This is a genomic window from Segeticoccus rhizosphaerae (genome assembly GCF_005222685.1).
GTDB classification, from domain to species: Bacteria; Actinomycetota; Actinomycetes; order Actinomycetales; family Dermatophilaceae; genus Segeticoccus; species Segeticoccus rhizosphaerae.
In genome coordinates, this window is sequence record NZ_SWMA01000017.1 from 25,195 (window position 1) to 43,725 (window position 18,531).

Consider the following 18,531-nt stretch of genomic DNA (forward strand, 5'->3'; position numbering starts at 1 on the left):
GGTCACCGCCTGCGGTCGCGTGCTCGACCGGGGGAAGGAGTGCGAAGGAGCCGGGCGGGCCACCCCCGGGCCGGTCGGTTACACTTCCGCGAGCGCCACCGTCACGCCTGTGCGGCTGGCTCTGCGGGCGTAGTTCAATGGTAGAACATCAGCTTCCCAAGCTGAATACGCGAGTTCGATTCTCGTCGCCCGCTCCACCGACGAATCGCGCCGCCGACCAGCCCGATTCGGTTCCTGCCACCACCTCGGCCCCTGACGTCATACAAGGCGCCCGCGCGAGCCTTCGAGCATCAGTCACCCCGCTCCTGAGAACCGGCTGAGAAGTGCCACCCGGCCTCGGGAATCCTCACCGTCGGTCGGACGTTCAGCCCGCATGACCACTACCCAACCGGCCGCCCCGGCGCAGGCAGATCCCGGCGTCGTGCGCCGCTGGCTGGCCGACGAACGAGCCGCGGCCCTCCTCCGCCTGAACGCGCTCACCAAGGACTTCGACGACATGGTCGCGGCGTCCGCGTCGATCTCGATGGACGACGAGCACGACCCCGAGGGCAGCACCATCGCCTTCGAGCGCTCCCAGGTCAGCGCCCTGGCCGACCAGGCCCGCCGACACCTCGCCGAGCTCGACGACGCCGAGGAGCGGCTGCAGGCCGGGCGCTACGGGCTGTGCGAGTCGTGTGGCTCCGTGATCCCGGCCGGACGGCTCGAGGCCCGGCCCACGGCGACGCTGTGCATGAGCTGCGCGTCCCGCCAGCGCCACTGACGGTGGACCCGGGAGACGCCGGTTTCAGGGCTGCGTCCATCCACCGGTCCGTGCGACGGCCCCGGGGTGCGTCGCGATTTCTCTCGGCGTAAGGTAAGGCTCACCTAAACCCTAGAAGTGAGGTGTGTGCCGACCATGCGCGCTCGTCGTCCCGCGGCCCTGCTGGCCGTGTCCCTGTCCGTCGCCCTCGGCCTGGCCGCCTGCGGCGGGAGCAGCAGCGGCGACCCCGCCTCTGGCGGCAGCGGCAAGGCCGAGCTGACGCTCTACAACGCGCAGCACGAGGACCTCATGCAGCTGATGGTCAACGGCTTCGAGAAGAAGACGGGCATCTCGGTGCAGATGCGCAACGGCGACGACTTCGAGATGGCCAACCAGCTCGTCCAGGAGGGCGACAAGACTCCCGCCGACGTCTTCGTCACGGAGAACTCTCCCGCGATGACGCTGGTCGCGAGCAAGGGCGGCTTCAACACGGTCGACAAGAGCACGCTGGCCAACGTGCCGAGCAAGTTCGTGCCCTCCGACCACCTGTGGGTCGGCTTCGCCGGCCGCTCGACCGTGCTCGCCTGGAACACCCAGCAGCTGAAGTCGGCCCAGCTGCCCACCTCGATCCTCGACCTCGCCGAGCCGAAGTGGAAGGGCAAGGTCGGCTTCTCGCCGAGCGGCGCCGACTTCCAGGCCATCGTCAGTGCCGTCCTGAAGCAGGAGGGCGCGGCGAAGACCGAGGCCTGGCTGAAGGGGCTGAAGACCAACGGCAAGATCTACGACGGCAACAGCACCGTGATGAAGGCCGTCAACAGCGGCGAGATCCAGGTCGGCGTGATCTACCACTACTACTGGTTCAAGGACCAGGCCGAGTCCGGCGCCAACAGCAACCACGTGCAGCTGAAGTACTTCGGCCACCAGGACCCGGGCGCCTTCTTCTCCATCTCCGGCGCGGGCGTGCTCAAGGCGAGCAAGCACCAGCAGGAGGCGCAGGAGTTCGTGGCCTACCTCACCAGCCCGGCGGGCCAGAAGATCCTGGCCGAGAGCGCCGCCATGGAGTACCCCCTCAACCCCAAGGTCGCGCCCAACCCGAAGCTCAAGCCGATCAACAAGCTGGATGCGCCCACCATCGACCCGTCCACCCTCAACGGGCCGAAGGTGGTCGAGCTGATGCAGCAGGCGGGCCTGCTCTGAGGTGAGCGTCTCCGGTCAGGTGGTCGAGGCCCTGCTCCCCGCCGGGGGCAGGACCCGACGCGGCTCGTGGAGGCAGAGCCATCCGCCCACCCTGGTCGCCTTCGCGGTCCTGGTGGTGCTGCTTGCCCTGATCCCGCTCTTCTTCGTCGTCGGCTACACCGTCGACATGGGCTGGGCCCAGCTGCGGGAGATGGTATGGCGTCCGCGCGTCGGCGAGCTGCTGGTCAACACCACCCGGCTCACCGTGGGCTGCGTGCTCGCCTCGGCCGTCATCGGCACCGGTGCCGCGTGGCTGGTGGAGCGGACGACCCTGCCCGGCAAGCGGCTGTGGCACGTGCTGCTGACCGCGCCGCTCGCGGTGCCGGCCTTCGTCAACAGCTTCGGCTGGGTGTCGATCACCCCCAAGGTCGAGGGTTTCGGCGGCGCCCTGCTGATCGTGACGCTCTCCTACTACCCGCTCGTCTACCTCCCCGTCACCGCGTCGCTGCGGGGGCTCGACCCGGCCCTGGAGGAGACCGCCCAGTCGCTCGGACTCGGCCCGTGGCGTGCCTTCGCGCGGGTGGTGCTGCCCCAGCTGCGGCCGGCCCTGCTCGGGGGCGGCCTGCTCGTCGGACTGCACCTGCTGGCCGAGTTCGGCGCGCTGCAGATGCTGCGCTACCCCACCTTCACCACGGCGATCTACGACCAGTACCGCTCCACCTTCAGCGGCCCCGCGGCCACCGCCTTGGCCGGGGTGCTGGTCATCTGCTGCGTCATCCTGCTCACCGTCGAGCTGCGGCTGCGCGGCAAGCAGCGGTATGCCCGGGTCGGTCGGGGCACCGCTCGCGCGCTCCGACCGCGCCCCCTGGGCCGGCTCACCGCGCCCTCGCTGCTCGCCGTGCTGGCCGTGGTCGTCCTTGCCATCGGGGTGCCGATGGGCAGCCTGGTGCACTGGCTGGTCGTGGGGACCTCCACCACGTTCCCGGTGGGCGACCTGCTGGTCACCGGCGGCACCTCGGTCGGGCTGGCTGCGGCGGCGGCGCTGCTCACCACGGTGCTCGCGCTACCCGTGGCGTGGCTCGCGGTGCGGCACCGGTCGGCCGTGACCACCGGACTGGAACGCAGCACCTACTTCGGCAACGCGCTGCCCGGCATCGTCGTGGCGCTCGCGCTGGTCACCGTGTCGCTGAAGTTCTTCTCGCCCGTCTACCAGACGGTCTGGCTGCTGGTCGCCGCCTACGCGATCGTGTCGCTGCCGCGGGCGATGGTCAGCGTCAAGGCCGCACTGGTGCAGGCGCCACCTCTGCTCGAGGACGTCGCGCACTCCCTCGGACGGGGCCCGCTGGAGACCTTCCGCCGGGTCACCGTCCCGCTCATCGCGCCGGGGCTCGGCGTGAGCGCCGCCCTGGTCTTCCTCGCCGTGGTCACCGAGCTGACCGCCACCTTGCTGCTCGCCCCCATCGGCACCCGTACGCTGGCCACCCAGTTCTGGAGCAACTCCTCCAGCGTCGCCTACGGGGCTGCGGCTCCGTATGCCGCCCTGATGGTCCTCATCTCCATGCCGGCGACGCTGGTGCTCACCCACGCGACATCCCGGAGGTCCAGCGCATCATGACCGGCTTGACCCTGCGCGGCGTGTCCAAGAGCTTCGGCGGCACACCGGTCCTGCACGAGATCGACCTCGAGGCGCCCGCCCGGTCGTTCACGGCCGTGCTCGGGCCCTCCGGCTGCGGCAAAACCACGATGCTGCGCCTGATCGCCGGCTTCCTCACGCCCGACTCCGGCACCATCTCCTTCGACGACCGGGTGGTCTGGGGTGGCGGCCGCAACGTGCCCGCCCAGAAGCGGCGGGTCGGCTACGTGCCGCAGGAGGGTGCGCTGTTCCCCCACCTCGATGTCGCCGCCAACATCGGCTTCGGCCTGCCACGGGCCACCCGCCGCGAGGGCCGCACGGTCGAGGAGCTGCTAGCCCTGGTCGGGCTGGCGCCGTCGCTCCGGACCCGGATGCCGCACGAGCTCTCGGGCGGGCAGCAGCAGCGGGTGGCGCTCGCCCGCGCGCTCGCGCCGTCACCCTCGGTGGTCCTGCTCGACGAGCCGTTCGCGTCGCTCGACACCGGTCTGCGGGCAGGCACCGGGCGAGCCGTGGCCGAGGCGCTGCGGGAGGCCGAGGCCACCGCCGTCCTGGTGACCCACGACCAGGGTGAGGCGCTCTCCCTGGCCGACCAGGTCGCCGTGATGCGCGACGGCCGGTTGGTGCAGGCCGACTCACCGCGGGCGATCTACGAGACCCCGGCCGACGAGGGCGTCGCCCAGTTCCTGGGTGCGTCCATCGTGGTGGACGTCTCGCTGGATGCCGCGGACCGTCATACCGGCCGGGCCTCTTCGCCGCTCGGACCGGTGACCCTGGCCGGCGCCAACGGCAACACCGGTCGGGCCCGCGCACTGGTGCGGCCGGAGCAGATCAGGCTGTGCGAGCGCGGTCAGGGGGTGCCGGCGTTGGTGACCGAGGTCAGCTACTACGGACACGACGCCGCCGTGCGCCTCACCGTCGAGGGCGACCACCGGCTGCGAGTCACCGCACGAGTGCTCGGGCTCTCGGTGCCCAGCCCCGGCGAAACGGTCGGCCTCGAGGTCACCGGCGGAGTGACCGTCTTCGACCCCTCGCACTGATCCCCGAACCGGCCCCCAGCTGGGACGTCCTGCGAAGTGGTCGCCCCGGAAGCCGCACCGCAGGACGTCCCACCACGGCACGGGGGAGGTCCCGGTGACCGGGTCAGCTGGCGGGCGCCGGATGCCCGGCCGTGGCGGCCGTGTGCTCGACGGCCTGCCGCTCGAGCCTGCGCAGGTCGCGCGTGGCGGTGTGGAGCGAGGAGGGGTCGCCCGCGCGCAGCAACCGGTCGAGGTGCCGCACGTCACGCGGGTTCAGGCCGGCGGCCCGGGCGGCGCGCAGGCTCTCCGGGCTGGTGATGGCGGGCACGACGAAGTGCGCTGCGGTACCGGCGGTATCGGTCCCCTGGCTCGGCGCCGGGTTGACCCGCAACTCGGGCTTGGCCGGCGCGACCCGCACGGTCTGCCCGGTCAGACGGGGCCCGATCAGGTTGGCGTAGGCCACGTTGCCCGCCCGGTTGGGGTGGTAGGACTCGTCGACCGGCCAGGACAGCCCGTTGATCCACTCGGTGTCGTCGCAGACGGCGTGCCCGGTGGAGGCGCTGCGCACATCGATACCGACTCCTTCGTCCGCGAAAGTGCCCCTCAGCCTCCTCCCCAGCCCGTGCTCGGCAAACCACGTCCAGCCCCTGGTTCGGTCAAGGAATGGTCAGCAACCGGATCGCCGTGACCGAACGTTCACCGATCTGCTTGCCAGGGTTACTGATGAGTAGCATGATGGAAGTTACCCGCCGGTAGGCGGGCGGAGCCGGCGGTGCCGTTCGCCGCCGACCTCATTACGGAGCATCGGAGGACGAGCCGCCATGGGCCACTACAAGAGCAACGTGCGTGACCTGGAGTTCAACCTGTTCGAGGTGCTGGGGCGCCAGGACGTGCTCGGCACCGGGCCCTACGCGGACGTCGACGCGGACACCGCGCGCGAGATCCTGCACGAGGTCGCGCGGCTGGCCGAGCACGAGCTCGCCGAGAGCCTGCTCGACTCCGACCGCACCCCGCCGGTCTTCGACCCCGAGCACAACACGGTCACGTTGCCGGAGTCGTTCAAGAAGTCCTACCGGGCCTACCTCGATGCGCAGTGGTGGCGACTCGACGTGCCGGCCGAGCTGGGCGGCACCGTGGTTCCGCCGTCGTTGCGCTGGGCCGTGGCCGAGCTCGTCCTGGGCGCCAACCCGGCGGTGCACATGTACTCCGCCGGGTTCTCCTTCGCCAAGGTGCTCTACACCCTCGGCACCGAGGACCAGAAGAAGCTGGCCCGGCACCTGGTCGACCGGCACTGGGGCTGCACCATGGTGCTGACCGAGCCGGACGCCGGCTCCGACGTGGGAGCAGGCCGCACCAAGGCCGTGCAGCAGGACGACGGCACCTGGCACATCACCGGCGTCAAGCGCTTCATCACCTCGGCCGAGGCCGACATCTACGACAACGTGGTGCACTTCGTGCTCGCCCGGCCCGAGGGCGCGGGCCCGGGCACCAAGGGCCTGTCCCTGTTCATCGTGCCGAAGTACCACGTCGATCTCGAGACCGGCGAGCTCGGCGAGCGCAACGGTGCCTACGTGACCAATGTCGAGCACAAGATGGGGCTCAAGGTGTCCACCACGTGCGAGGTCCGGTTCGGCGAGGACCAGCCTGCGGTCGGCACCCTGCTGGGCGACTCACACGACGGCATCGCGCAGATGTTCCGCATCATCGAGTTCGCCCGGATGATGGTCGGCACCAAGGCAATCGCCACCCTGTCGACCGGGTACCTCAACGCGCTCGACTACGCCAAGCAACGCGTGCAGGGGCCCGACCTGACCCAGCAGACCGACAAGTCCGCCCCCCGCGTGACGATCACCCACCACCCGGACGTGCGCCGCAGCCTGATGCTGCAGAAGGCGTATGCCGAGGGGTTGCGTGCTCTGGTGCTCTACACCGCCAGCCAGCAGGACATCGTGGCCCGGGCACAGCTCGAGTCGGGCGTCGAGGAGCTCGATCCGCAGTCGGAGGCGGGGCTGGCGAGCCGGGTCAACGACCTGCTGCTGCCGATCGTCAAGGGGGTCGGCTCGGAGCGGGCCTGGGTGCTGCTCGGGACCGAGTCGCTGCAGACGTTCGGCGGTTCGGGGTTCCTGCAGGACTACCCGGTCGAGCAGTACGTCCGGGACGCCAAGATCGACACCCTCTACGAGGGCACGACGGCGATCCAGGGACTCGACTTCTTCTTCCGGAAGATCATCAAGGACAAGGGGCAGGCGCTCACCCACCTCGCCACGCAGGTACAGGAGTTCGCCAAGGGGGCGGGCTCCGGTGACGAGCTGGTCCGCGAGCGCGAGCTGCTCGGGCAGGCCGCCGAGGACATGCAGGGCATCCTCGGCGCGATGGTGGGCTCGCTGATGGAGTCCGACCCCCGCGCCGAGGGCGGCGACGTGCGCAACCTCTACAAGGTCGGGCAGAACACCTCTCGGCTGCTGATGAGCGCCGGTGACGTGGTCATCGGCTGGCTCCTGCTCCGGCAAGCCGAGATCGCGGGGCGGGCCCTCGCCGCCCGCGCCGCCGAGCTGTCCGATGCAGACCGGTCCTTCTACCAGGGCAAGGTCGCCGCCGCCTCGTTCTTCGCGCGCACGGTGCTGCCGAAGCTCGCCGCGGAGCGCGCGATCGCCGAGGCCACCGACAACGCCCTGATGGAGGTCCCCGAGGACGCCTTCTAAATCCGGCTCCGTCACTCGCCGGGGCGGGGAAGGCGCCGGTCGTCGAGGACCGGGAAGCTCTTGCGGTAGGCGGCGACCGCGGCCAGGTCGACCTCGACGCTGAGCACCTGCTCGTCCTCACCGGCCTCGGCCAGGACCTCACCGTTGGCGGCCACGACCTGGCTGTGGCCGCCCATCGGCACCCCGGCGTGGGTCCCGGCAGTGTTGCAGGCCACGACGATGCACTGGTCCTCCACCGCACGGGCCCGCGCCAGCAGGCTCCAGTGCGCGACCCGTGGCATCGGCCACGCCGCGGGCACGACGAACATCGACGCACCGAGGTCGAGCTGGGCCCGGTAGAGCTCGGGGAAGCGCAGGTCGTAGCAGGTCGAGAGCCCGGCGCGTGCGGTCCCGGCGCCGTCGGGGACGTCGAGCACCACCAGGTCCTCACCGGCCTCCATGAGCAGGGGCTCACCCCGGCCGAACCCAAAGCGGTGGATCTTGCGGTAGGTCACCACCAGGTTGCCCCCGGCGTCGAACACCAGCGAGGTGTTCCAGAGGTCCTTGCCCTCCGGTCCGTGCGACCCGTCGGCCGGGCGCTCGACGATAGAGCCCGCGTGCAACAGGACGCCCGCGTCCCTGGCCGCCGCGGCCATGGCCGAGGCAATGGGCCCGTCCACGGGCTCGGCGCGCTCCTGCCAACCCTGGTAGGCGAATCCGCCTGCGCCCCACAGCTCCGGCAGCACGACCAGGTCGTGTCCGGCCTGGGCGCGGACCAGCTGCGCCACCCGCTCGGTGCGGTCCGCCACGCTCTCCTCATCGCCGTATGCGAGCTGGATCATCGCGATGCGCATGTCACTCTCCTGGTGTCGTCGGAGCTCCTCCGGGGGTCACCGTGTCGTCCGGCCGCGTGGCCGGCGTGGTCGAGCGCTCGGTCACCGGGCCCCGCCCGGCCAGGGCGGCGAGCTGGGCGTTGTAGGCACGCAGCTCGGCGTCGTCGTCGCGCTCCGCCTGCCGGTCGCGCCGCTTCGCCGTGGCCGCCTCCGACCGCATCCACTGCACGCAGACGATGAGCGCGAGCAGCATCGTGGGGAGCTCGCCGACGCCCCAGGCGATGCCGCCGCCCTTCTGCTGGTCGCCGATCGGGTTGGTCATCCACGACAGGTGCAGGGCGTTGAAGAAGTCCGGCGCCAGCAGCGAGGACCCGGTCATCAGGGCGACACCGAAGAAGGCGTGGAAGGACAGGGTCGCGAAGAGCACCAGGAGGCGCAGCGACGGCGGCCACCTCTTGGGGCCGGGGTCGACGCCGATGAGCACCCAGGCGAAGAGGTAGCCGGCCAGCATGAAGTGCGTGACCATCAGCACGTGCCCCGTGTGGGTGCGCAGCGCCAGCTCGAACAGCGGCGAGTAGTAGAAGACGATCAGGCCGAGGAAGAAGATCAGCGCCGCCACGACCGGATTGGCGACCGCCCGCAGGTATCTCGAGTGCACCACCGCGAGGACCAGCTCGCGCGGCCCGAAGGTCTTGTCCTTGCGGGCGTGCAGGGTGCGCAACGCGAGCGTGACCGGGGCCGCGATCACCAGCAGCATCGGCGCGCCCATGGAGATGATCATGTGCATGGTCATGTGCATGGAGAACAGCACGTGGCCGTAGACCCCCGGCGCTCCGTCGACGGCGTAGAGGAAGACCAGCCACCCGGCGATCCACGACACGGTGCGCATCACCGGCCAGCGGTCGCCACGCCGGTGCAACCGCACCACGCCCGCGAGGTAGAGACCGATCGCAACGACCGCGACGGTGGTGAACAGCCATTCCGTGCGGTATGTCGTGACCCACCGTGCCGCGGTCAGCTGCGGGGGGGCGTAGTAGCCGGTGAGGGAATAGGCCGCGTCGGCGTTCTGCGGTGGCGTCTCGGCGACGGGCGGTGCGCTGCGGGCCAGCACCGTCGCCATGCCGATGGCCGCGCTCATGATGACGACCTCGACGGTGGCCAGCCGGGCGAAGGCGCGCCTGGCCAGGGGGTCGTCACGCAGCCGTTCCACGACGACCCGACGCTGCCGCCAGCCGGCCGCGCCTAGCAGCAGGAGGCAGACGGACTTGCCGATGACAAGGCCGCCGTATGTCGTCCAGAGCCCACCGAAGCCACCGAGCCGGATCGCCGCGTTGAGGATGCCGGACAGCGCGACGAAGGCGAAGCACCACCCGGCCAGCGTCGAGTAGCGGGCCACGCTCACCGCCAGCCCCTTGCCGAGCAGGGGCCGCAGCACCAGCAGGGCGATCAGGCCGCCGACCCACAGGCTCACCCCGACCAGGTGGAACGCGAGGGAGTTGACCGCGGCGTCGTGGCCGGTGGACCCGGCGGCGTGGCCGGCCAGGGCCAGCGGCAGCACGCCGAGCAGGCTGAGGAAGAACAGCCAGGTCATGCCCGTGCGGGTGCGGGTGAACGAGGCACCTGCGGCCACGACGAGCGCGACACCGGCGCTGATCCCACCGACCCGCAGGATGTCCAGCTGCCAGACGAACGCCTTGAACTGCTCCAGGAAGCCCGGGTCACTCATCCGCACGCTCGACAGGTCGGAGAAGGACAGGACCAGCCCGACGACCGCGGTGACGAACCACACGGCAGCCGCGCCCGCGGCATACCGGGTTGCGGTGATGCGCCGGGAGGTCCTGGGCGCCTCCGGCACGATCATGCCGGCCATGAGCAACAGCCCGATGGTGGCGGCCATCGAGAGATCGTGCACCGCGCGCACCAGCGGTAGACCCCACCGCACCACCGCCCCCGTGTCGCCGAGGTCGAGCGTGGCCGTGGCGCCGGTGAACAGCGCAGCAGGGACCACGACGACCAGTGCCACCAGGGCGGCGGCCACCAGGATGCCCCGTGCAGGCCCGGCGGGCGCGCGGGCGACAGAGGGCCGTGTGGACATGGCACCAGCCTAAGTAGGGTGGGCCCATGCCCATGCACCCGGCGCCACCTCAGGACCTGCGCGGCCTGGTCCAGGCCTTCAGCCAGACGGCGCAGGCCGTCCTCGACCTGGGTCACGGCTGCCGCGACGCCGACTTCGAGCGCGAGACCCAGTGCCCGGGGTGGACGGTCAAGGACCAGCTGTCGCACATCACCGGCATCGAATCGCGGCTCGAGGGGGTACGTGAGCCGGAGGTCGCGGTGCCGGACTACGCACACGTCAACGGGGAGGTCGGCCGACGCATCGAGGAGTCGGTGCAGCTGCGGCGCGGACGGCCGGGCCCCGACATCGTGGCCGAGCTCGACCACGTGCTCGCCGGGCGGTTCGCCACGCTGAACAGTCCCGGGCTCTCCGAGGAGAGCATCATCCCCGGGCCGTTCGGGCCCGCCGAGGCCGCCGAGGTGCTGCGGCTGCGCTCCATCGACGTCTGGGTGCACGAGCAAGACATCCGCCAGGCCCTGGCCCGGCCCGGCAACCTCGACTCCCCCGCGGCGACGGTCTTCCTGCGCTCGCTGTTCGACGCACTGCCGATGCTGGTCGCCCGGCGGGCCGGGCTCGAGCTCGGCACCATCGTGATCATCGACGTGAGCGGCCCGATCCTCGCCCGGACGGGAGTTCGCGTCGAGGCGGGCGCCGACGGGCGGCCCTGGGGGCACAAGCTGTTCACCGGCGAACGTGTCGAGGACGACGTGCCCGGTGAAGACGGGCCCACGACCAGTCTGTCCCTGTCCACCGATGCGCTCACCCGCCGTGCCGCAGGGCGGGTGTCCGCGGCGGACACGGCCTACCAGGTCACCGGCGACGAAGAGGTCGCCCGGCGGGTGTTGGACGCGATCGTCGTCACGTTCTGAGCCGGCGCTGCCCCGAGCGGATCCGCTCGTCCGGTGAATTTGCGCCGGGTGGGGCCCGGCGTTAATACTTGTATGTTGCAACCAACTACAAGGACTGTCCACCATGCCCGTGAACGTCGCCGAAGCCGGCCAGTTGAGCGTGAGCCTGATCCGGCTCATGAAGCTGATGAAGAGCATCCGCACCCATGCCCCGCGGCCGCACCCCGCCATCGAGAGCGCGGCCTACCCGATCATGTTCACGCTCGTGGAGGGACCTCAGCGGGTCTCCCGCCTGGCTGACGCCGTCCACTCGGACGTGTCCACCGTGAGCCGGCAGACCTCGGCGCTGGCCGAGCTCGGCCTGCTCGGCAAGGTGCAGGACCCCGACGACGGCCGCGTCTGGATGCTGTCGCTCACCGCCGAGGGTCAGGAGCTGGTGCAACGGCTGAAGGAGCAGCGGGCCGAGTGGTTCTCGTACCTGCTGCAGGACTGGGACCACGCCGACGTGGTCGCCTTCGCCCGGAGTGTCGACCGTCTCACGACGGCCTGCGACCGCGAGCGCCAGCGGTTCATGGCCTCAGCCGTCGACTCCACCGGTGCCCGAGTCGCCACCGCCGACGAAACCCCCGCTGCCACCCCCACCGACGAGGAGCTCGCCCGATGACCACCACTGCGCCACCGGCCACCGCACCACCGCAGGACGGCGTCTTCACCCACCGGCAGATCCTCACCATCTTCGTCGGCCTGATGATGGGGATGTTCCTGGCCGCTCTGGACCAGACCATCGTGGGCACGGCGATCCGGGTCATCGCGGACGACCTGCACGGGCTGGACAACCAGGCCTGGGTGACCACGGCATACCTGATCACCTCGACCATCGCGACGCCGCTGTGGGGCAAGCTGTCCGACATCTACGGCCGCAAGGGCTTCTTCATCTCGGCGATCAGCATCTTCGTGGTCGGCTCGGCGCTGTGCTCCTTCGCGACCTCGATGTACATGCTCGCCGGCTTCCGCGCCCTGCAGGGAATCGGTGCAGGCGGGCTGATGTCGTTGGCGCTCGCGATCATCGGCGACATCGTCTCGCCGCGTGAGCGGGCGAAATACCAGGGCTACTTCCTCGCGGTCTTCGGCACCTCGAGCGTGCTCGGCCCGATCGTGGGCGGCTTCTTCGCCGGCTCGTCGTCGATCCTCGGCATCACCGGCTGGCGCTGGGTCTTCCTGGTCAACGTGCCGATCGGGATCGCCGCCCTGCTCGTCGTGGGCAAGACCCTCCACCTGCACCACGTCCGTCACGACCACCGGATCGACTGGTGGGGCGCCGCCTCGCTGATCGTCGCGCTCGTGCCGCTGTTGGTCGTGGCCGAGCAGGGTCGCACCTGGGGCTGGGGCTCCGGCACGGCTCTGGCCTGCTACGTGGTCGGCGTGATCGGCGTCGGGCTGTTCGTGGCGGCGGAGCACCGGATGCAGGAAGAGGCCCTGATCCCGTTGCGCATCTTCAACAACCGGGCCATCACCATCACCATCGTCGGAAGCGTGATCGTCGGGCTCGGCATGTTCGGCGGCATCATGTCGATCCCGCTGTACCTGCAGATCGTGCACCAGGCCACCCCGATGTCGTCCGGTTTCATGATGCTGCCGCTGGTGCTCGGCATCATGATCAGCTCGATCGTCTCGGGCCAGCTGATCTCGCGCACCGGGAAGGTTCGCATCTTCCCGGTCCTCGGCGCCGCGATCATGGTCATCGGGCTCCTGCTCCTGTGGCGGGTCAGGGCCGACACCTCGCTCGTGGTCGTGATGGCCTTCATGCTCGTCTTCGGCCTCGGGCTCGGCAACACGATGCAGCCACTCACGCTGATCGTGCAGAACGCGGTGGCGCCTCGGGAGATCGGCATGGCCACCAGCTCGGCGACGTTCTTCCGCCAGATGGGCGGCACCCTCGGGGTCGCCATCTTCCTGTCGATCCTGTTCAGCTCGGCCGGATCCAAGATCCAGGGCGCGCTCCAGCAGGCCGTGCCGACGCCGGCCTTCCAGCAGGCGCTGCACGACCCGAAGCTGATGCAGGATCCGCAGACCGCGAACTTCGTCAAGGCGCTGACCCACGCCGGGCAGGGCGGGGGCGGGGGCGGTGCCGGTGGCACGGGGATCCTCAACGACTCATCCGTGCTGGGCAAGCTGCCCGACGCGCTGGCGTACCCCTTCCGGGTCGGCTTCTCCGACGCGATGGACCTCGTCTTCCTCATCGGCGCCCTCGTCGTGGTGCTCGGGTTCATCGTGCTGCTCTTCCTGCCACGGATCGAGCTGCGGACCCAGTCCGGAATGCAGGCCGCCGCCGCGGAGCGTGCCGCCGCGGCCGAGGCGGCGGCACAGGCCGACCATGACGTGCACGGCTCAGAGGGAGCGGGGGCCGGGCCGAATGCGCCGATGGCACCGCCCTCCCCTGGTATGCAGGGCCCCGACGCGCACGGCGACGCGGACTCTTCGCCCTCCGAGGATGGACACGGGCCGGGGCGCCACGCGATCGCCGAGCTGACCGCGCCCGCCGGCGCGGCAGCGTCCGGAGACGCCAAGAACGGCGACGGCGCGGACGGCGACGGTCGAGCCGCGTCTGAGCTCGTCCTGGCTGCCCTGCGCCGAGTCGAGGCCCGGGCGGCTGGGCGCGACCTGAGCGGCCAACCCACCGGCCGTCACCGCGCCTGACCCCGAAGTTGCTGGGGGAGGGCGTCATCGATGACGCCCTCCCCCAGCAACAACGCGAGGCCGCGGGTCGAGGGGGGCGCCGCGGGAGCGCAGCACCTGCCTGACCTGATCCAGGAACCGATCCTCCTGCAGGATCCAGCCCGAGGTTGGGGATCCGCAACACCACGCGCCGGCCCATGACGACGTCGTTCTGGCGCAGCGCGTCGTCGAGGCGGTTCAGCGGTTGCTCGTGCTGTACACCGTCGACCTCGACGACCACGCCGTATTCCTCCCACTCCACGTCGAGGTAGGCACGGCCGCCCGGTCGACGACGCACGACCTGCCGGCTCGGCTCGGGCAGGCCGCGTTTGCGGCGCAGCCGCGCGAAGTCGAGGCGTTGCTGGCAGGTCATCAACAGGATCAGCGCGGCCTGCCGATCGGTGTGCGCCCAGGCGGCGGCGCGCACCGCTGCCACGATCGGCTTCACCCGCGGGATCCCGACCCGCACGATGTCCTCCTCGTGCCAGGCCATCACCTCGTGCACCCGCAGCTCGGGGAGGCGGTGCGGGTCGCGGCCATGTTGCACGCTCAGGTGCAGCGACTCGTCATACCCACGCAGTCCGGCGGCCGCGAGCGCAGTGACCCCGTCGAGCACAGCGCCCGCTCCGACCTCGAACACCGCCTGCCACCACTGTCCTGACTGCGCGAGTTCGCCGCGGTGGGTCGCGACGGTGTTTCGCCTGGACTCTGCCCAGCGACCGCACCGACGTTCGGTGCGCACCCGAGCCTTTCCGGCGCCGAACGCGCGTGCCTGCGCACGGGACACCACACCGCCCTGGGTGATGGCGAGCGCCTCGACCGCCTCGACGACCGCGGCTCGCCTGACCGTCCGCGACGTGCGCCCCTCGTCGTTGTTGCTGGGAGAAGGCGTCGTCGGCGGCCCCTTCTCCCAGCGACGAGCGGGAGGAGGGGAGGGGGAGAGATCAGGCCCAGACGAGGGCCTTGCTGGGGTCCTCGAGCACCGCCGCCACGTCGGCGAGGAACCGCGACCCGAGATCTCCGTCGACCAGGCGGTGGTCGAAGGCGACCGACAGCTGGGTCACCCACCGCGGCTTCACCTTGTTGCCGACGACCCACGGCATCTTGCGAATCGCACCGAAGCACAGGATCGCCGACTCCCCGGGGTTGATGATCGGCGTGCCGTTGTCGACGCCGAAGACCCCGACGTTGGTGATCGTGATCGTGCCGCCGCTCTGCGCTGCGGGCTGGGTGCGCCCGGCCCGCGCCGTCGACACCAGGTCGGCCATCGCGTCGGCGAGCTGCCGCAGCGACATCTGGTCGGCGTCCTTGATGTTGGGCACGATCAGCCCGCGGGGGGTCGCCGCGGCGATGCCGAGATTGACGTAGTTCTTCTGCACGATCTCGCCCGCGGCCTCGTCCCAGGTCGCGTTGATTCCCGGGTTGCGATGCACCGCGAGGCACAGGGCCTTGGCCACGATGAGCAGCGGGGACACCCTGACGTCGCGGAAGTCGCGGTCGTCGCCGAGGCGGTCGACGAGCTTCATCGTGCGGGTGACGTCGACGGTGATGAACTCGGTGACGTGCGGGGCGCTGAACGCCGACCCGACCATCGCCTGTGCGGTCATCTTGCGCACGCCCTTGATGGGGATGCGCACCTCCCGCTCGCCAGAGCGCGAGAACACCGGCGGTGCGTATGCCGTGCCGCCACCACCGTCAGCCGGCTCACCCGCCGCCGCGGGCGCCTCGGCGCCACCGCCACCCAGGAAGGCGTCGATGTCAGCGCGGGTGATGATGCCGTCGCCGGCGGAAGCGGAGACCTGGGCCAGATCCACGCCACGGTCCTTGGCGTACTTGCGGACCGGCGGCTTGGCCAACGGCCGTCCGCCGTTCCCGACTCCCGCGCCGGGCGCGGCCCCGGCGCGCGACGTCGGACCTGCGCCGGTGGCAGCGACGGGTTCGGGAGCGCGCGGGCTCTCCTGCGCCGCAGCCTGCGCCGGCGCGTTGCCGGCCACCGGACCACCTGCCTGCCCCATGACGGCCTGGACACCCTCTGCGGCCCGACCGGGCGCAGCGCCGGCCGATTCGGCAGGGCCCTTGCGCCTGCGACGCTTGCCCGACGATGCCGACGGGCCGTAGCCGACCAGATTGGCCACCCGCTCCTCGCCCTCGGCGGCTCCACCCTCTGCCTCGGGTGACGCGGACGGCTCGGCCTGGTCGCCGGCGCCCTCCACCTCGACGGAGACGATCGGCTGCCCCACGTCGACGGTGGTGCCCTCGGCCACGAGGAGCTCGATGATCTTGCCCTCCCACGGGATCGGCAGCTCGACGAGGGACTTGGCCGTCTCGATCTCGACGACGATGTCATTGGTCTTCACCGTGTCACCCGGCTTGACCTTCCAGGTGACGATCTCGGCCTCGACCAGACCCTCACCGGGGTCCGGGAGATTGAAGTGCTTGACGCCCATGTTCGTGTCTCTCCTTGTTCGCCGCGGCGCCTCAGTAGGCGAGGGCCTTGTCGACCCCGTCGAGGACGCGGTCCAGGTTGGGCAGGAACTCCTCCTCGAACCGGCTGGGCGGGTAGGGGATGTTGTAACCACCGACCCGCAGCACGGGCGCCTCGAGGTGGTAGAAGCACTTCTGCTGGATCTCGGCGGCGATCTCGGCACCCATGCCGAGGAAGGTGCTGGCCTCGTGGACGACGACCACACGGCCGGTCTTCTCTGCGGACGCGGTCACCGTGTCGAGGTCGAGCGGCGAGAGCGAGCGCAGGTCGATGACCTCCAGGGAGCGCCCCTCGTCGGCGGCCGCCCCGGCGGCCTCCATGCAGGTCTTGACCATCGGGCCGTAGGCGATCAGCGTCACGTCCGTGCCCTCGCGCAGGACCCGTGCTTCGTGCAGACCTCGCGGTGCGCCCGCGGCCTCGTCGATCTCGACCTCGGCACGCTCGTGGTAGCGCCGCTTGGGCTCGTAGAACATCACCGGGTCATCGCACTCGATGGCCTGCTGGATCATCCAGTAGGCGTCCTCGGGGTTGCTGCAGCTCACGACCCGGAGGCCCGCGGTATGTGCGAAGTAGGCCTCGTTGGACTCGCTGTGGTGCTCGACCGCGCCGATGCCGCCGCCGAACGGCACCCGGATGACCATCGGCACCTTGAGGTAACCGAGCGAGCGCGAGTGCATCTTGGACACCTGGCTGATGATCTGGTCGAAGGCCGGGTAGATGAACCCGTCGAACTGGATCTCGACCACCGGGCGGTAACCGCGCAGCGCGAGGCCGACTGCGGTGCCGAGGATGCCGGCCTCGGCGAGCGGGGTGTCGATGACCCGCTCCTCGCCGAAGTCCTTCTGCAGGCCCTCGGTGATCCGGAAGACACCGCCGAGCTTGCCGATGTCCTCACCCATCAGCACGACCTTGGCGTCCTTCTCCATCGCCGCCCGGAGACCCGCGTTGAGTCCCTTGGCGAGGGTGAGCTTCTGGCCCGCCATGTCAGTTCCCCTCCTCGAAGCCGGCGTGGTAGGCGATCAGCTCGGCCCGTTCCCGGTCGATCACCGGGTGCTGCTCGGCATAGACCTTGTCGAACATCGTGGGCAGCTCGGGGTCGGGCATGTTCTGGCAGCCGGTGCGGATCTCGGCCGCCAGCGCGTCCGCCTCCGCGTCGATGCCGTCGAAGAACGCAGGGTCCGCGATCCCCTCGCGCTCCAGGTGGGAGCGCATCCGCTTGATCGGGTCCTTCTCGCGCCACAGGTCGACCTCGGCCGAGACGCGGTACTTGGTCGGGTCATCGGAGGTGGTGTGCGCGCCCATCCGATAAGTGAACGCCTCGATCAGCGTGGGTCCCTGACCGGAACGGGCCTCGTCCAGCGCATGCTTCGTCACGGCATACACCGCGAGCACGTCGTTGCCGTCGACCCGGACGCCGGGGAAGCCGAATCCCTTGGCGCGTTGGTAGGGCGGGACCCGGAACTGCCGCTCATTGGGCTCGGAGATGGCCCACTGGTTGTTCTGCACGAAGAAGACAACCGGCGCGTGTGCCACCGACGCGAAGACCAGCGCCTCGTTGTAGTCGCCCTGGGCGGTGCCGCCATCGCCGGTGAACGCCATCACCGCGGTGTCGCGCGAGGGGTCGCCGGTGCCGACCGCGCCGTCGCGCTGGACGCCCATCGCATAGCCGGTCGCGTGCAGCATCTGGTTGCCGATGACGATCGTGTAGAGGTGGAAGTTGTTGGCGTTGGAGTCCCAGCCGCCGTGGTTCACGCCACGGAACATCCCGAGCAGGTTGAGCGGCGGGACACCCTTGCACCAGGCCACGCCGTGCTCGCGGTAGCCGGGAAACGCGTAGTCCTGCGTCGACATCGCCCGACCGGCGCCGACCTGGGCGGCCTCCTGGCCCAGCAGCGACGGCCACAGCCCGAGCTCGCCCTGGCGCTGCAACGCGTGCCCCTCGGCGTCGACGCGGCGCACGAGCACCAGGTCGCGGTAGAGGCTGCGCATCGTCTCGGGGTCGAGGCCCTCGAGGATGGGTTCGTATGGCTCGCAGTTGCCCCGGCTGACGCGCTTGCCGTCGGCGTCGAGGAACTGCACCATCTCCGGGCCACCGTCGGTGACGTCTCTCACGGGCACTCCGGGGGCCACGGTCTCGTGGTGGTGGGGGCTGCTGATCTCGCCGAGATCGCGCTCGGGAACCGGCGCGACGTCCTGGTCGCTCACGGGCACTCCTTCTACTGCGACCCAGCCGGGTGAGGCTCGGTCGGCTCGGGCCCCGGCCGAGGGGGCGGGGTCTCCGCCGATGGC

Annotated in this window: 15 protein-coding genes and 1 tRNA gene; 10 read left to right on the plus strand and 6 right to left on the minus strand. The window is 70.6% G+C overall.

Annotated features, from left to right (window positions below; translation table 11 throughout):
- Window positions 1-123: 123 nt before the first annotated feature.
- The 5 genes from FCN22_RS12540 (at window position 124) to FCN22_RS12560 (ending at window position 4,585) form a co-directional block, all read left to right on the plus strand.
- Window positions 124-197: transfer RNA gene (locus tag FCN22_RS12540), tRNA-Gly, on the plus strand.
- A 176-nt stretch (window positions 198-373) separates the two neighbouring features.
- A complete protein-coding gene (locus FCN22_RS12545) occupies window positions 374-760 on the plus strand; it encodes a TraR/DksA family transcriptional regulator (protein WP_137121898.1) in 387 nt (128 codons plus the stop codon).
- A 135-nt stretch (window positions 761-895) separates the two neighbouring features.
- Complete coding sequence (locus FCN22_RS12550) at window positions 896-1,936, plus strand: iron ABC transporter substrate-binding protein (protein WP_137121899.1); 1,041 nt, start codon at window positions 896-898, stop codon at window positions 1,934-1,936.
- A gap of 1 nt (window position 1,937) precedes the next feature.
- On the plus strand, window positions 1,938-3,530 hold the full coding sequence (locus FCN22_RS12555; RefSeq protein WP_238384707.1) for an ABC transporter permease: 1,593 nt from the start codon (window positions 1,938-1,940) through the stop codon (window positions 3,528-3,530).
- Window positions 3,527-4,585: an ABC transporter ATP-binding protein gene (locus tag FCN22_RS12560; RefSeq protein WP_137121900.1), complete on the plus strand. Its 1,059-nt coding sequence runs from the start codon at window positions 3,527-3,529 to the stop codon at window positions 4,583-4,585. The genes FCN22_RS12555 and FCN22_RS12560 overlap by 4 nt, the downstream gene beginning before the upstream one ends.
- Window positions 4,586-4,688: 103 nt before the next feature.
- Here FCN22_RS12560 and FCN22_RS22240 read toward each other — a convergent pair whose 3' ends face one another.
- Window positions 4,689-5,132, minus strand: coding sequence for a hypothetical protein (locus FCN22_RS22240; protein ID WP_238384708.1), 444 nt, complete (start codon window positions 5,130-5,132; stop codon window positions 4,689-4,691).
- Window positions 5,133-5,385: 253 nt separating this feature from the next.
- Between FCN22_RS22240 and FCN22_RS12570 the strand changes: the two genes are divergently transcribed.
- Window positions 5,386-7,266 carry an acyl-CoA dehydrogenase gene (locus FCN22_RS12570; RefSeq protein WP_137121901.1) on the plus strand — a complete coding sequence of 627 codons (1,881 nt, stop codon included), beginning with the start codon at window positions 5,386-5,388 and terminating at the stop codon, window positions 7,264-7,266.
- An 11-nt stretch (window positions 7,267-7,277) separates the two neighbouring features.
- Here FCN22_RS12570 and FCN22_RS12575 read toward each other — a convergent pair whose 3' ends face one another.
- Together FCN22_RS12575 and FCN22_RS12580 are read right to left on the minus strand one after the other, a co-directional pair.
- Window positions 7,278-8,099, minus strand: a complete 822-nt coding sequence (locus FCN22_RS12575) for a carbon-nitrogen family hydrolase (protein ID WP_137121902.1) — start codon at window positions 8,097-8,099, stop codon at window positions 7,278-7,280.
- Between the two features lies 1 nt (window position 8,100).
- Entirely contained in the window at window positions 8,101-10,173 is a 2,073-nt protein-coding gene (locus FCN22_RS12580; RefSeq protein ID WP_137121903.1) for a bifunctional copper resistance protein CopD/cytochrome c oxidase assembly protein, read from the minus strand.
- A 26-nt stretch (window positions 10,174-10,199) separates the two neighbouring features.
- Here FCN22_RS12580 and FCN22_RS12585 point away from each other — a divergent pair, with 26 nt between their 5' ends.
- The 4 genes from FCN22_RS12585 (at window position 10,200) to FCN22_RS12600 (ending at window position 14,418) form a co-directional block, all read left to right on the plus strand.
- Window positions 10,200-11,063 (plus strand): maleylpyruvate isomerase family mycothiol-dependent enzyme, encoded by an 864-nt coding sequence (locus tag FCN22_RS12585; protein ID WP_137121904.1) that lies wholly within the window; start codon window positions 10,200-10,202, stop codon window positions 11,061-11,063.
- Between the two features lie 103 nt (window positions 11,064-11,166).
- Complete coding sequence (locus tag FCN22_RS12590; protein WP_137121905.1) at window positions 11,167-11,706, plus strand: MarR family winged helix-turn-helix transcriptional regulator; 540 nt, start codon at window positions 11,167-11,169, stop codon at window positions 11,704-11,706.
- Window positions 11,703-13,739 (plus strand): MDR family MFS transporter, encoded by a 2,037-nt coding sequence (locus FCN22_RS12595; protein ID WP_137121906.1) that lies wholly within the window; start codon window positions 11,703-11,705, stop codon window positions 13,737-13,739. The genes FCN22_RS12590 and FCN22_RS12595 overlap by 4 nt, the downstream gene beginning before the upstream one ends.
- A 229-nt stretch (window positions 13,740-13,968) precedes the next feature.
- Window positions 13,969-14,418, plus strand: a complete 450-nt coding sequence (locus tag FCN22_RS12600; RefSeq protein ID WP_137121907.1) for a hypothetical protein — start codon at window positions 13,969-13,971, stop codon at window positions 14,416-14,418.
- 283 nt (window positions 14,419-14,701) lie between these two features.
- Here the strand turns inward: FCN22_RS12600 and FCN22_RS12605 are convergent, their stop codons facing one another.
- The 3 genes from FCN22_RS12605 to pdhA are packed head-to-tail and all read right to left on the minus strand — an operon-like array spanning window position 14,702 to window position 18,447.
- A complete protein-coding gene (locus tag FCN22_RS12605) occupies window positions 14,702-16,204 on the minus strand; it encodes a dihydrolipoamide acetyltransferase family protein (RefSeq protein ID WP_137121908.1) in 1,503 nt (500 codons plus the stop codon).
- Between the two features lie 31 nt (window positions 16,205-16,235).
- Window positions 16,236-17,225 carry an alpha-ketoacid dehydrogenase subunit beta gene (locus FCN22_RS12610; protein WP_137121909.1) on the minus strand — a complete coding sequence of 330 codons (990 nt, stop codon included), beginning with the start codon at window positions 17,223-17,225 and terminating at the stop codon, window positions 16,236-16,238.
- 1 nt (window position 17,226) lies between these two features.
- On the minus strand, window positions 17,227-18,447 hold the full coding sequence (pdhA, locus tag FCN22_RS12615) for a pyruvate dehydrogenase (acetyl-transferring) E1 component subunit alpha (RefSeq protein WP_373681306.1): 1,221 nt from the start codon (window positions 18,445-18,447) through the stop codon (window positions 17,227-17,229).
- Between the last annotated feature and the right edge of the window lie 84 nt (window positions 18,448-18,531).